Origin of the sequence: Carboxylicivirga marina (assembly GCF_016612505.1) — a bacterium.
Classification (GTDB): Bacteria; Bacteroidota; Bacteroidia; order Bacteroidales; family Marinilabiliaceae; genus Carboxylicivirga; species Carboxylicivirga marina.
This window is the reverse complement of the sequence record NZ_JAENRR010000006.1, coordinates 136,605-149,980: the sequence shown is the minus strand read 5'-3', so window position 1 is coordinate 149,980 and position 13,376 is coordinate 136,605. Positions and strand designations below refer to the sequence as shown.

Sequence of the window (13,376 nt, the reverse complement as noted above, 5' to 3'; positions counted from 1 at the left end):
GCTTATAGGTTGTAAGTTGTTGAGTGGTCTATTTTTTTGAGTTCAATATTTTCGAATCGAATAGTTCAGCACCTTTAGCTAAATTATATCTGCTTAAGGGATGTGTCAGATAGAATGTACTGCCAACATCAGGTTCCGATTCAAGGCTGATATTTCCGCCAAGTTGTTTAATTAAGTCATGCGCAATGGTTAGGCCTAAGCCTGAACCGGAAGCTTTTTTCATGTTCGTGTTTTCAACTTGCGAAAAGCGTTTGAAAACCTCTTTGTGTTTACTTTTGGGAATGCCAATGCCGGTATCTTTAACAAAGATATTAAGTTGTTCATTCTTTACTGTCCCACCAATGGTTATGCTTCCTTTTTCGGTGAATTTAATGGCATTAGTAATTAAATTAAACACAATTTGCTTTAGCCTTACAAGGTCGGTTTCTAATTCTAAATGATCGTTAATATCACACTCTAAACTAATGTCTAATGACTTGTCGTATTTTTTAATCTCATTCTCAAACTGGTGATAAATGTCTGAAAGAAAATCAACCACTTTTACATTGCTATACTGCAAATTGACATGGCCCGATTCAATTTGTGAGAAGATTAATATATCAGAAATAAGTTTCAGAAGCTGGTTGCCATTAGATTGTATGATATTCAGATAGTTTTTCTTTTCAACAGAAGATAGTTTGTCGTCTTCCAGAAGCTCTGAAAAACCAATGATGGCATTCATTGGTGTTCTGATTTCATGTGACATATTGGCTAAAAATGCCGATTTTAAATAATCCGATTGTTCTGCTTTTTCTTTGGCAGCAATAAGTTCCTCTTCATACTTTTTCTTTTCTGATATGTCAGATAGTATTTCGACAAAACCAATTGCTTTGTGTTCGCTATCGAAAACAGGGTGTGTTTTGTGCGTGAAAATCTTGCCTGATATAGTGCTCGTATGTTCGCGTACTTCTGTTCGATTGGTTGAAAGGCATGTTTCGTAATTACAAAATTCACATGGAGTATCTCTATTGAAATAAGCCGAATAGCATTTTTGCCCAATCAGTTGTTCAAAAGGAACGTCTGAGGTTTTCTTGAAGGCATCATTCGCCCAAACAAGGTTGTAATTATTATCCATAAACACTACCTGTTCATCAAGACTGTTGAGTATAAGCGTTTGTTCATGTTCTAACTGCTTGATGGTACGTTCTCTTATGTTGCCAATCTTTTGAGCCTCATTTAATTTGCTGGTGCGTTTCTTTACAACACGTTGCTGTATAAGTAGAGTGATTAGCAAGATTAGCGTTAAGCATAGGAGAATATAGATAACGTTAATAACCCATTGTGGTATATGTCGTGCATCTTTAGTCAACCATTGATTGATGGTGTTTTGATAAAACTCAGGGTTCTCTTTTTTAATCCGTTTTAGGGCATTGTCAAATTTTGAAAGTAATTGACTGGAGAGTGGACCGCCCGCTATGTGAACATTAACTGGGTTAAATAAAATTGGCGTGGCTTTTAGCTTTTGGTCGATGTTTTGCTGATAGCCATAAATTTTGTTAACTGCACCTGCATCAGCCTCATGTGATTCAATTTTGCTGAATACCTCGTTTAAGTTTTCACACCAAATGACATTCACGCTAATATTAAAATCATTAAGAAGTTTTAATAAGGCCTTTGCATGAATGTCGCCTTTCTCAAGCGCAAGACTCTTGTTATTTAAATCAGGAATGCTTTCAAAATTATTGGCTTTATTGCAATAAACAATTCCCCAGTTGGTGAATATTGTTTCGTTATTAAAGTTTAGAACTTGTTCTCGCTCCTTAGTACGTGCTACAGTTGTAAGGAAATCAAACTTACCAAAGTTAAGCTCCTCTATTCCATCGGATAAGTTTGTTTGAATATACTCAATGTCCCAGTTGTTAATAATGGCAACTTCATGAATGATATCAATGAAAATTCCCTGGGCCTGCCCCGAAGAATCAATAAAGCATAATGGAGGATTGTAGTGTACGCCAATTTTTACTTTTTCGCTCAAATTTGCATGCGCTTCACCAAAAGTGATGAGTATAAGTAAGGCGAGTATTAGTTTGGCTGTTTTTTGCATAATTATGGCTAAAGCTTCACAAATATAATACTTTAGCCATATATCAAAACAAAACTAGTTATCTTCTATTTCTTTCAACTCGAGCCAGCGTAATTCTTTTTCGTCCAGGGCTTCCATTATTCCTGACAGTTCTTTTGATTTCTGAACTAAATCATCAGAGGAAAGTGTACCTGTATTGAGTTCATTTTGAAGTGATTCCTTTTTTTCTTCCAATTGTTCAATCTCACTTTCAATCTGTTCCAGTTCTCGTTTTTCTTTGTAACTAAGCTTTTTTACTTTTTGAACAGGCTTTGGCTTTTCAATTGCTGATTCCTTCTTAACTGATTTATTCACTTGTTTGTCCTCAGCTTTCTTTTGTTTATTGTAATCGCTGTAGCTGCCTACAAAATCTTTGATTTTACAATTACCTTCAAAGGCAAATAAATGATCCGTTACTTTATCAAGAAAGTACCTATCGTGAGACACTACCATAACACATCCTTTAAAATTTGCCAGGTAATCTTCTAATACATTCAGTGTGAATATATCCAGATCATTGGTAGGCTCATCAAGAATAAGGAAATTAGGGTTCTTAATTAAGACTGTCATTAAGAGAAGCCGCTTTTTCTCACCGCCACTTAACTTATTAACTTGCACATAATGCATCTCGTTTGGAAACAGAAAGTAACGAAGGAATTGTGCCGCTGACATGCGTTTTCCTTCACCTAAATCAACGTCTTCGGCAATGTCAGAGATGACTTCAATAACCTTCTTGTTATCGTCTATCTGAATTCCTTCCTGGCGGTAATAGCCAAATACAACGGTTTCTCCTTTCTCTACTTCTCCCGAGTCGGGAGCTAATGCGCCTGTCAGGATGTTTAAAAAAGTTGATTTGCCAGTTCCGTTTTTACCAACGATACCCACCTTTTCATAAGGTGCGAACTTATACGAGAAGTCCTTAATTAATTGTAAATCATCAAACGATTTAGAAATGGCGTGCAGGTTAATTACCTTTTTACCTAAGCGAGCTTGCGCTATTCCTAATTCTAAATTATTCTCATTTATATTTTGATTAGCTTTATCTTTTAGTTCATGAAATGCATCGATACGATACTTCGCTTTTGTAGCTCGTGCCTGAGGCATACGGTTCATCCATTCTTGCTCAGTTTTTAACAAGTTACGTGCTTTTTCGATTTCAACTTTCTTGTTAGCGAGGCGTTCCTGTCGTTTTCGAAGAAAGTACGAGTAGTTTCCCTGATAACGATAAATGGTCTCTTCGGCTAATTCAATAATTTCGTTACAAACCCTATCCAGAAAGTAGCGATCATGCGTGACCATTAATAAGGTGGCCTTAGACTTTGATAAATACTGCTCCAGCCAGTCTACCATTTCCAAATCCAGGTGGTTGGTAGGCTCATCAAGAATAAGTAGTTGAGGTTCACTGATTAAGATGCTAGCTAAAGCAACGCGCTTTTGCTGACCACCAGATAGTTCTGAAACAGGTTGGTCAAAGCGTTGAATCTTTAGTTGCGAAAGAATTTGTTTTATGCGTTGCTCATAATCCCAGGCCTGCAACAAATCCATCTTCTCTATAAGAGTACCCATGGCTTGTTGGTCATTGTTTTCAATGGCCTGCTCATATGCCTTAATCGTTTGAACAACCTCGTTATCAGCATTGAATACTTCCTCAATAACCGTGTGTTTCTTGTTTAAATAAGGATCCTGAGGCAGATATCCCATTGTAATGCCCGATCGAAGGGTCACTTTGCCTTCACTGGCAGGAATTTTATTACCAAGGATATTGAGTAATGTGGTTTTTCCAGCTCCGTTACGTGCGATTAAAGCTACTTTCTGGCCTTCGTTTAAACCAAATGAAATATTATTAAAAAGGCGAACGTCGCCCCAGTGCTGTGTCAGATTTTCAACTGATAGATAATTGATCATAACCTTATTTTATCAGATGACAAAGGTAATATTTAAAAGTGCGATTAATGTCAGCTTGAGTTGATATATCTACTTTATTATATTTAAGGTTTAATTCTTCGGTTTAATAATGGATGTACTAAAAGGTCTTTTTATAATTGTTATGCTCAATTTGAGTGTTGATTTTTCTGCTCAATCAATCCGTATTGATCATGTTATTGAAGTGGTTCACAATTTAGATAGTGCCATTAATAAATACCAACAGATGGGTTTTGTTATTAAGTTGGGGTCCTTGCATGCTAATGGACTGAAGAATGCTCATATTAAGTTGGCTAATAAATCGTCCTATGAATTGATGAGTATCCAAGGAGAGCCCACAGATAATGTCGCAAAGCACTACCAGGAGTTAATTGAAGAGCATGAGGGAGGCGTTTATATTTGTTTGACCGGCTTGGACACTGCAGAACTGATAGCGTTGCTTTCCGAAAAAGAATATGTGTATACTGTTATTGAAGGAGCATTATGGAACTATATTATTCTCGATGAACCGACAGATTTAAGACCATTCTTTTTTATCGACTATAAGAAACCATTGCCTGAAAGTAAGAAGTATTGGAATCATAAAAATGGTAGTAAAGGTATTCAAACTGTTTATGTTGAAGGAGGGCTGCAAACTCAAAAATTCCTAACTGATATTGATTTCATTAATCTTGGTGATTATAGTTTTAAGTCATCCACAGGTATTATTGAGCTTGTAAGGCCTTGTAAAGGCAAACGATTGCGATTGACAGGAGTTGATTTTGATGCTGTCAATAAGATTTGTATTCGCTACTAATTGCAATAAGTGTATTAACTTTAAGATTTGACTATCAAAGCAAAAGTATCACACTTTATTTTAACAGATAAAAAGAAAGGCGGGATAATCTCCCGCCTTTACTATTATTTGTCATCATTTGTGTAAAAATTCTTAACCGGATTGGCATACATTTCTAATAATGCAGAATGTAGAAATTCTTTATCACCATCAATACGCGATAAGTGTTCGTCTAAGTACGCTAAAAAGGTACTCTTGTCTTCATCGGTGTATTTAGTAATGTGTCGCGTGTGATTAGTAAATAAGTCATCTGCAATAAAATTGCCCGGATAAAACTTATAGTTATTGTGAATTTGGTTATCAATTGTCTCGGCCAGAGCTTGTAGCTGGTCATTCTTCGATAAATCAGCTAAACCTGAAAGTTCTGTATCAATAGGATCGCCAAAACCAAAATGAACACGCCCTTTTCTTCCTCTTAATCCGGCGCCCATGTGTTTCAAATCATCAGCCTGAGTCTTTTTGTACTCAGGATTATCGCGTTTCATTTGAAATTCAAGTGCTTTTAGGTAATCACAGGGATCGTATTCATATGAAATCGATAATGGTACAATTTTGATTTCTTTAAAGTTTTTGGCAAAATCACCATTGCCACTCATGTTAAGCATTTTAAGTAAGCTTACTTGTGTGCGATCATCACCATCTTTAGAGCGACCTTCACGTTGAGCTATCCAAATACTCTGATTGCGCTCTGTTAAAGTTTGTCTGATATAAGCTGAAAGACGTTGTGTGCTTTCCATCATTTGACGTACAGGAAGGTTTCGCTGCACGATAAATGACTTATTTAATTTCACCAAATCAGTAATCCAAGGATATATTAACAGGTTATCTCCAATAGCGATTTCTGTAGTACTAAAGCCATTCTCAACCATTAGGATATTCAATATGGCCGAATCGAGCACAATGTCGCGGTGATTGGATATGAATAAATAATGTCCGTTTGGATCGAGTTTATCAAGACCTGAGTGACTAATCCCTTTAGTGGTAGTTCTAAGTACTTCCTTTACGTAAGGATAAATCACCTCCGTTTGAAATTCACGAATTGATTGTATGCTTAGGAGTTTCTTCAGAAATTGTTCGGTGGAGAAGTTAGGGTAGAGGAATTTAATTAATTCCAAAAAGTTGACTTCATTAATTAAACGCTCAAACACCTCATGAATCTCTTCGTCTTTGTATGGACGAATCGAATCAAAGTTTAATTCTTTTCCCATTTCTATTTAATAATGTTTGGCGCAAAATTACAGCAAAGTATTGTGTTTATGAAATTATCCAGAAGTTTATATGACATACCATAAGTTTTCATTTTGGATGAATTCCAAAAAGTGGAATAATTTATTGTATTTGGACGTTTTTTGAGTTTTGAAAATAAACATGCATTGATAATCAGGATGTTGAAAAAAGTGGCATAGCCGTTGTCTTAAGTCTAGTACAAAACACCCAAAGTTATGATACGAATTAAAGTTTTTAAAAATACCACGTTAATATCTTTTGATAAAAAGGAAAGCTTGGATCTTCAAACATCAAAGCATTTCAAACATCAAATGATGGATATATTAAAGAAACCTTTTACAAATCTTTTTGTGGATTTAGAGAAGGTCGATAATGTTGATGCAGAGGGGTTGAATACTTTAATGGCGGGCCAGCGTTTGTCGGAAATGAATCAAAGTCAGCTGAGCTTGTTTAACGTGAAGGAGGAAGTGCTGGAATCAATGAAAAAGTACGACCTCGACAATTACTTCTTTTTTTGTGACCGTCCAAAGCCCTTTTCTGATGACCTATTAATGGTTTAAAGTTAAGGATTCCAGGAGGCTTAGGCCTCCTGGTTTATAATTTCCCAATATTCAATAGCGCGTCTGGTGTGAGGTATTACAATTGTTCCTCCAACCAGGTTAGCGACAGCGAAAATCTCCATCATTTCATCGTTGGTGATGCCCTGTTCGTGGCACTTCTCTAAATGATATTTAACACAATCATCACATCTGAGAACCATAGAGCTTACCAAGCCAAGCATTTCTTTTACTTTTGTTGATAAGGCACCTTCCATATAGGTGTTTGTATCTAAATTAAAGATACGCTTCATCACTTTATTATCACCAGCCAATATTTTTTCATTCATGGCTTCGCGATACTCCCTGAATTCTTTTACTTTCTCATTCATGATAACTGGTTTTGTTTGTTTAACAGACGATTCGTACTCTTCTATATAGCTTCACCTTTTAAAGTTGCCTGTGTTGCTTCTTTAATGATAACTTTTGCAATATCACCTGTTTTAAAATCTTTTTTAGGGAAAACAACGACTTTATTTTGTGATGTTCTGCCGTATAGTTCTTCTTTAGATTTTTTTGAAGTTCCTTCAACTAGCACTTCATATGTTTGACCAATGTCACATTGGTTACTTTCGAATGATAGTTGGTTTTGCAGATCAATTATTTCTTGTAAGCGTCGTCCTTTAACCTCTTCGGGTACATTATCTTCAAGGTTTTTAGCCGCATAAGTACCAGGTCGTTCTGAGTATTTGAACATAAATGCCGAATCGTAACCGGCCCATTTCATCAGGCTTAAGGTTTCCTGATGATCTTCTTCTGTTTCGCTATGGAAACCACAGAATACATCAGTAGATAGACCGCATCCAGGTAAAATACGTCTGATTGCTTCAATACGTCCCAAGTACCATTCACGGTCGTACTTACGGTTCATTAATTTAAGAATGCGTGAACTACCTGATTGTAATGGCAAATGTATGAATTTGCAGATGTTATCGTGCTTCGCCATCACCTCCAGTGTTTCATCACACATGTCTTTCGGATGAGAAGTTGTAAAACGAATACGCATTTTAGGGAAGTTACCTGCTACAAAATTCAATAAACCCGGAAAGCTCATAGAGTTGCAGCCTTCAGCTTCATAGTTATACGAGTTAACATTTTGTCCAAGTAAGGTCACTTCCTTGAATCCCTTGTCGTATAGATCTTGTATTTCTTTTTTAATGCTTTCTGGTTGACGGCTGCGTTCACGACCGCGTGTATATGGTACAATACAGTACGAGCAGAAGTTATTACAGCCTCTCATGATCGAAACAAATCCTGAAATTTTGTTTTTTCCAATACGTGATGGGATAACTTCGGCATATGTTTCGTTAGTTGACAACTCAACATTAATTGCTTTATCGCCCCTTTCGGCCATGCCAATTAAATTTGGCAAGTCGAGGTAGGCATCCGGACCGACAACGATATTAGCACCTTGTTCAAATAGTTGTTCTTTAACCCGCTCGGCCATGCAACCAATGATGCCAATAATTAAGTTTGGCTTTTGCTTTCGCATAGCTGTTAGCTGCTTAAGGCGGCCCATTACACGTTGCTCAGCATTGTCGCGAATCGAACACGTATTAATAAAAATGGCATCGGCTTCGTTCATATCATAACTTACGCCGTAACCATCCATTTCCATCACAGATGCCACCACTTCGCTATCGGCTACATTCATTTGGCAACCATAGGTTTCAATAAAAAGTTTTTTACCGCTCTTACTGCTAATTAAAGGCTTTACTTCACTAAACTCCATCATTTGTCCGGGATTATTATTCTTATTGATTGTCATTTTTTTAGGAGCTGCAAAGTTAATGCTTGTATGAATATTGACAAGTATAATCGTTCTGAATTACTGAATTGAATTAAATGATTCCATAATTTGGAGTCGTCTGTATTTGATACATAATTAGGGTTTTAGAATGGTATTTATTAACTTTAAGATTGTCAGTTAACTTAAATCACCACACCATGAAAGAAGTTTTAATTCCTGTAGATTTTTCCAATGAATCACTCATCGCTCTTGAGTATGGTATTAATATGGCTAATCATCTTAATGCCAGAGTGCGTGTTGTTCATGTTAAAACAAATCAATTAATAGTTCCTTTTTTTAGTTCCGATGAAGCTACTGATAAATTAAATCAGGATGTGGATGCGTGGGCTCATGAGCTTTATCGACGATTTAAAAGTCAGTATAAGGTTGAATGTGGTCTCTTCGATTTTAAAATAAGAGAAGGAAATATTGTGACAGAAATTTGCAATCAGGCAAAGTATGGCGATTCAACCATCATGGTATTAGGAGCCCACGATGATGTTTCTATGAATTCGAAGTGGCTGGGGAGTCCGGCGTACAGGTTGGTAGCACATTCGCCTTGTCCGGTAATTGTTGTTAACAAACGAATGCAGTTCAGACACGAGATAAAAAGCATCGCTTTGCCGGTAGATTATAGCGTAGCCAGCAGAAAGAAAGTTCCTGAAATTGCAGGAATAGCTCATTTATTTGATGCAAAAGTACATGTTGTAGGTCTTAAATCATCCGATTTGGTATGGATGAATAAGGAAATGATGTCTTTCGTTAAGCAGGTTAAGGAGTTCGTATCTGCCGAAGCAAAAGTGGAAGTCAGCGATACAATGATTACCGGTAAAGATTACGCTCACAATCTATTGGATTATGCACAAGCGAGTGATATTGATTTAATTACAACGCATGTGCATCATACCACAAATCCATTTGTACGTATTTATCAGTCTTTTACAAACGAAATTATTAATAAATCTTTAAAACCCGTATTGGTTATTCCTACAAAAGATTAATCTATTGTTTATATTTGCGCCTCAATAAGCTATAATAATATGAAGAGCCTGATAATTGTTTTATTCTTTTTTAGTTCATTGGTAGTGAATGCTCAAAGTGATGGTAATCTTGCTGGTAAATTGCAGGAACGCACAGAAGGCGAAGGTGTTATTACTATTTATGATGAAGAAGGAATTGAAGAACTAGTTGATATACAGGTTGAAGTGAATGAGCGTATTGGCGGTGTTGAAGGGTATCGTATTCAACTGTATTCAGGTTTGGGGCCTGCCGGAAAAAGAAGAGCATTAAATGTAAAAGGTAAGTTTTTAAATAATTTTCCGGGATACGATGCTGACCTGTCGTTTACTTCGCCAAATTGGCGCGTTAGGGTTGGCACTTATCGACACAGACATGAAGCGTTGTCGCTTTTAACAGATTTGCGAAAGATTTTTCCAAACTGTTATATTGTGAAAGATGGAGCCGTTAAAATGAATAAATTTTAAATAAGATATTGAGTGTGCAAAGCCGGAAAATTTTCCGGCTTTTTCTTTTCTGTAAATCGTGTTGGGCGATTGAAAAAATAGAAATAAATTTGCGCTTTATTTTTTAAGAGGGAAAAATCATGAGTGACCAGATTAAGCACGAGTGTGGGATTGTTCTTATCCGTTTGCTAAAACCACTTGAGTACTATCAAGAGAAGTACGGAACATGGCGTTATGGCCTTAATAAGTTGTACCTTTTGATGGAGAAGCAACATAACCGAGGACAAGATGGGGCAGGAGCTGTCAACTTAAAAATTGATCAGCCAGCGGGGCAGAAGTACTTTTCTCGCCACCGTTCTAATAAAGCCAATCCAATTAAAGATGTATTTGAGAAGATTAATGAACCATTTATTAAGCAGCAGGACAAAAATGCTGATTTACTAAATGATCCAGAATATGCTAAAGCGCACCTGCCATTTGCAGGAGAACTGTATCTGGGGCATTTACGTTATGGAACATTCGGAAATCATAGCATCGACTATGTACATCCGGTAATGCGTGAAAACAACTGGCGATCGCGTAATCTTACCTTGGCTGGAAACTTTAACCTAACCAATGTAGATGAGATTTTTGAGTCGCTTTCTGAATTAGGACAGCACCCAAAAGATTATACCGATACAGTAACTATCTTAGAAAATGTCGGTCATTTTCTTGATGAAGAGAACCAGTTATTATTCAGAAAGTACAAAAACGAGGGTAAAACCAATCGCGAAATTTCTCAAAATATCGAAGAGGAGTTAAATATTCGCGAAATATTAGAGCGTTCAAGTCGTCGCTGGGACGGTGGATATGCCATTGCAGGAGTAGTTGGTCATGGAGATGCTTTTGTAACGCGTGACCCATGGGGTATTCGTCCGGCTTGTTACTATGCCGATGATGAAATTGTGGTAGTAGCTTCTGAACGTCCGGTAATTCAAACAGCTATGAATGTACGATCGGTGCAGGTCAAAGAGCTAAAACCAGGCCACGCACTTATCATCAAGAAAAATGGTAAAGTATCAGAAGAGCTGGTTCGTGTTCCGCAAGAACGCCGTTCATGCTCATTTGAGCGCATTTACTTCTCACGCGGTAGCGACCGTAAAATCTATGAAGAGCGTAAAGAACTTGGTCGTCTGTTAGCCAAGTCAATTCTTGAAAAAGTTGATTACGACATTGAGAATACGGTTTTCTCATTTATTCCTAATACGGCCGAAACAGCTTTTTATGGAATGATGGAAGGTGTACGTCGTGAAATGGATCAGGTGAAGAAACAACAGATTCTTGATTTGGGAGCGGAGATGTCGCCAGAGAAACTGGATAAAATTCTGAGTCTTGAGCCCCGCGTTGAGAAAATTGCCATTAAAGATGTGAAAATGCGCACCTTTATTGCCGATGATGATAGTCGCGATGATATGGTGGCTCACGTTTATGATGTGACCTATGGAATTGTTAAAAACGGGGTTGATACTCTGGTTATTATTGATGATTCCATTGTTCGTGGAACAACTTTGAAAAAGAGTATTCTTCGTATTCTTGACCGTTTGCATCCGAAGAAGATTATTGTTGTATCATCAGCACCTCAAATTCGTTATCCTGACTGTTACGGTATCGATATGGCGAAACTGAAAGACTTCTGTGCTTTCTCAGCGACAATAGAATTGTTGAAGGATACTAAACAAGAACACATTATTGATGAGGTTTATAATAAGTGTAAGGAACAGCAGAACTTGCCAAAAGAGGAAATTGTCAATCATGTAAAAGATATTTACCGTCCGTTTACAGCTGAGCAAATTTCGGCCAAAATAGCTGAAATGTTAACACCTGACGATATTGATGCTAAAATTGATTTAGTATATCAAAGTGTTGAGAACCTGCATGTTGCTTGTCCGGATGATAATGGAGACTGGTATTTTACCGGCGATTACCCAACACCCGGAGGAAATAAAGTGGTGAATACATCCTTTATAAATTTTGTGGAAGGTAAGAGTGGAAGAGCGTATTAAAGAAGTGAAGAGTGAGTAGGTAAGTTCAAGTGTTTTACAAAAGCTTTTCACCTCTAGATTGATATACAAACCTCAGTTGAATTATTCAGCTGAGGTTTTTTTATGGTTTAAATATGCAGAAATGTAGATATCTACATTTATCTACAATATTTAACTTCCAATAACTTAAATGAAATGGTTTTTGGCACAGAGCTTGCAATTTACCTGACAGATTTTTTTCATAGATTTGGGTTAGGTTAGTAAATGGGATTCTAAGCAACGGTTTAGGTCCCATTTGTTTATGGTCTTAATTCAAAGGAACTTTCCTCTACTTCAATACCATTGACAATGAGGCTAACAAGGTGCTCACCCATGTGGTATTTGCGTGTTGAAACCAGCTTAAAAGATTGAAGTTTTTTAATACTGCTAGTTGAACCAGCTTCATAATTTCGCTCACTTATTTTAAACACTTTTTTGGTATGCGTGTCATTTTGCTTTAAATAGTAGATGCCATATTCCAGACGAATCAATTCATTTTTTGCCGAATGATTAGTCAAACTAAACTGAAACTCAAGAGCCTCATCAACGCGTATTATATCTTTCTTGACATTAAAGTTGGTGATTTCAATATTATCAATAGAGCCAAAACCAAAGACTTGCATGAGTTCCTGGTTGCCTGCTTTCAATAATGTGCGAGAAGCATGCTTGACTATCCAGTCCGTTTCTTTTGATGCACCTTTCCATCTTTTTACGATATCAATGGTGACTTGCGGATTGTCTTTGGAAATATCATTGAGGTTATTGGCTACACTTTTTCTAACATACTCCGAGGGATCGTTCTTTAGCGCTTCCAGTATGGGCATAATTGGACTGGGATCAATCTTAAACTCGCGAATGGCCATTCCCCATGGTAAGCGTGAACGGCAGGCTTCAGTAGCTAGTCTCCTGACATGATGGTTTTCATCTTGTGTCCATTCTAATAACTCAGCCATCATTTGGTCGCCATACTTAATGATAAATGGGCGTACAGCAAATTCACAGGTTGAAAAGGACGTGATTTTTTTGATGGCCGCCACCGATGTGTCATAATCACTCAGTCCGTGGCGTTCAATATAATTGGGGAATACCAAGAATACCAGGTCGGGGTATTTAAGCCTTTCAGAAACACCAATGCTTTTAAGCGAATCGATAAGCTGCAGCAGTTGCTCAATGCTCTTTGGGTAGTTGTTCGACAGGTAGGGTGTTAGTATACTTGTTATATGATGCATGCGTTGCTTTAACTCTAAGTCATCCCATTCATCGTTATAAATCTGTATTAAAAAAGCTTTCTTGTCAAAGTTATCTATAACCATTTCCAGGGCTTCGGTAAATACCTCGAAGAAGGCTTTGGAATAAAGGTTTTTAAATAGTTCTGCCATTAT

General features: G+C 37.1%; 11 protein-coding genes. 5 read left to right on the top strand and 6 right to left on the bottom strand.

Annotated elements, in window-relative coordinates:
* Window positions 1-28: 28 nt before the first annotated feature.
* Window positions 29-2,083: a hybrid sensor histidine kinase/response regulator gene (locus JIV24_RS04110; protein ID WP_200463742.1), complete on the bottom strand. Its 2,055-nt coding sequence runs from the start codon at window positions 2,081-2,083 to the stop codon at window positions 29-31.
* Window positions 2,084-2,137: 54 nt separating this feature from the next.
* Window positions 2,138-4,006 carry an ABC-F family ATP-binding cassette domain-containing protein gene (locus JIV24_RS04105; protein ID WP_200463741.1) on the bottom strand — a complete coding sequence of 623 codons (1,869 nt, stop codon included), beginning with the start codon at window positions 4,004-4,006 and terminating at the stop codon, window positions 2,138-2,140.
* A gap of 109 nt (window positions 4,007-4,115) precedes the next feature.
* Here JIV24_RS04105 and JIV24_RS04100 point away from each other — a divergent pair, with 109 nt between their 5' ends.
* Window positions 4,116-4,820 (top strand): VOC family protein, encoded by a 705-nt coding sequence (locus JIV24_RS04100; RefSeq protein WP_200463740.1) that lies wholly within the window; start codon window positions 4,116-4,118, stop codon window positions 4,818-4,820.
* A gap of 104 nt (window positions 4,821-4,924) precedes the next feature.
* On the opposite strand, the gene JIV24_RS04095 is transcribed toward JIV24_RS04100, so the two are convergent.
* Window positions 4,925-6,067, bottom strand: a complete 1,143-nt coding sequence (locus JIV24_RS04095; protein WP_200463739.1) for a 1-acyl-sn-glycerol-3-phosphate acyltransferase — start codon at window positions 6,065-6,067, stop codon at window positions 4,925-4,927.
* 234 nt (window positions 6,068-6,301) lie between these two features.
* Here JIV24_RS04095 and JIV24_RS04090 point away from each other — a divergent pair, with 234 nt between their 5' ends.
* A complete protein-coding gene (locus JIV24_RS04090; protein ID WP_200463738.1) occupies window positions 6,302-6,646 on the top strand; it encodes an STAS domain-containing protein in 345 nt (114 codons plus the stop codon).
* 20 nt (window positions 6,647-6,666) lie between these two features.
* Here the strand turns inward: JIV24_RS04090 and JIV24_RS04085 are convergent, their stop codons facing one another.
* Window positions 6,667-7,014 (bottom strand): carboxymuconolactone decarboxylase family protein, encoded by a 348-nt coding sequence (locus JIV24_RS04085; RefSeq protein WP_200463737.1) that lies wholly within the window; start codon window positions 7,012-7,014, stop codon window positions 6,667-6,669.
* Window positions 7,015-7,055: 41 nt separating this feature from the next.
* On the bottom strand, window positions 7,056-8,450 hold the full coding sequence (miaB, locus tag JIV24_RS04080; RefSeq protein WP_234445700.1) for a tRNA (N6-isopentenyl adenosine(37)-C2)-methylthiotransferase MiaB: 1,395 nt from the start codon (window positions 8,448-8,450) through the stop codon (window positions 7,056-7,058).
* A 179-nt stretch (window positions 8,451-8,629) separates the two neighbouring features.
* Here miaB and JIV24_RS04075 point away from each other — a divergent pair, with 179 nt between their 5' ends.
* The 3 genes from JIV24_RS04075 to JIV24_RS04065 all read left to right on the top strand — a co-directional run bounded on the left by JIV24_RS04075 (window position 8,630) and on the right by JIV24_RS04065 (window position 11,976).
* On the top strand, window positions 8,630-9,472 hold the full coding sequence (locus tag JIV24_RS04075) for a universal stress protein (RefSeq protein ID WP_200463736.1): 843 nt from the start codon (window positions 8,630-8,632) through the stop codon (window positions 9,470-9,472).
* A 39-nt stretch (window positions 9,473-9,511) separates the two neighbouring features.
* Window positions 9,512-9,955 (top strand): SPOR domain-containing protein, encoded by a 444-nt coding sequence (locus JIV24_RS04070; protein WP_200463735.1) that lies wholly within the window; start codon window positions 9,512-9,514, stop codon window positions 9,953-9,955.
* Window positions 9,956-10,074: 119 nt separating this feature from the next.
* Window positions 10,075-11,976, top strand: coding sequence for an amidophosphoribosyltransferase (locus tag JIV24_RS04065; RefSeq protein WP_200463734.1), 1,902 nt, complete (start codon window positions 10,075-10,077; stop codon window positions 11,974-11,976).
* A 278-nt stretch (window positions 11,977-12,254) separates the two neighbouring features.
* On the opposite strand, the gene JIV24_RS04060 is transcribed toward JIV24_RS04065, so the two are convergent.
* Window positions 12,255-13,373 (bottom strand): DNA alkylation repair protein, encoded by a 1,119-nt coding sequence (locus tag JIV24_RS04060; RefSeq protein ID WP_200463733.1) that lies wholly within the window; start codon window positions 13,371-13,373, stop codon window positions 12,255-12,257.
* Window positions 13,374-13,376 lie beyond the last annotated feature (3 nt).

Bases quoted from the DNA above. Each gene is read 5' to 3' on its own strand.
- JIV24_RS04110 (WP_200463742.1), bottom strand. From the start codon at position 2,083: ATGCAAAAAACAGCCAAACTAATACTCGCCTTACTTATACTCATCACT.
- JIV24_RS04105 (WP_200463741.1), bottom strand. From the start codon at position 4,006: ATGATCAATTATCTATCAGTTGAAAATCTGACACAGCACTGGGGCGAC.
- JIV24_RS04100 (WP_200463740.1), top strand. From the start codon at position 4,116: ATGGATGTACTAAAAGGTCTTTTTATAATTGTTATGCTCAATTTGAGT.
- JIV24_RS04095 (WP_200463739.1), bottom strand. From the start codon at position 6,067: ATGGGAAAAGAATTAAACTTTGATTCGATTCGTCCATACAAAGACGAA.
- JIV24_RS04090 (WP_200463738.1), top strand. From the start codon at position 6,302: ATGATACGAATTAAAGTTTTTAAAAATACCACGTTAATATCTTTTGAT.
- JIV24_RS04085 (WP_200463737.1), bottom strand. From the start codon at position 7,014: ATGAATGAGAAAGTAAAAGAATTCAGGGAGTATCGCGAAGCCATGAAT.
- miaB (WP_234445700.1), bottom strand. From the start codon at position 8,450: ATGACAATCAATAAGAATAATAATCCCGGACAAATGATGGAGTTTAGT.
- JIV24_RS04075 (WP_200463736.1), top strand. From the start codon at position 8,630: ATGAAAGAAGTTTTAATTCCTGTAGATTTTTCCAATGAATCACTCATC.
- JIV24_RS04070 (WP_200463735.1), top strand. From the start codon at position 9,512: ATGAAGAGCCTGATAATTGTTTTATTCTTTTTTAGTTCATTGGTAGTG.
- JIV24_RS04065 (WP_200463734.1), top strand. From the start codon at position 10,075: ATGAGTGACCAGATTAAGCACGAGTGTGGGATTGTTCTTATCCGTTTG.
- JIV24_RS04060 (WP_200463733.1), bottom strand. From the start codon at position 13,373: ATGGCAGAACTATTTAAAAACCTTTATTCCAAAGCCTTCTTCGAGGTA.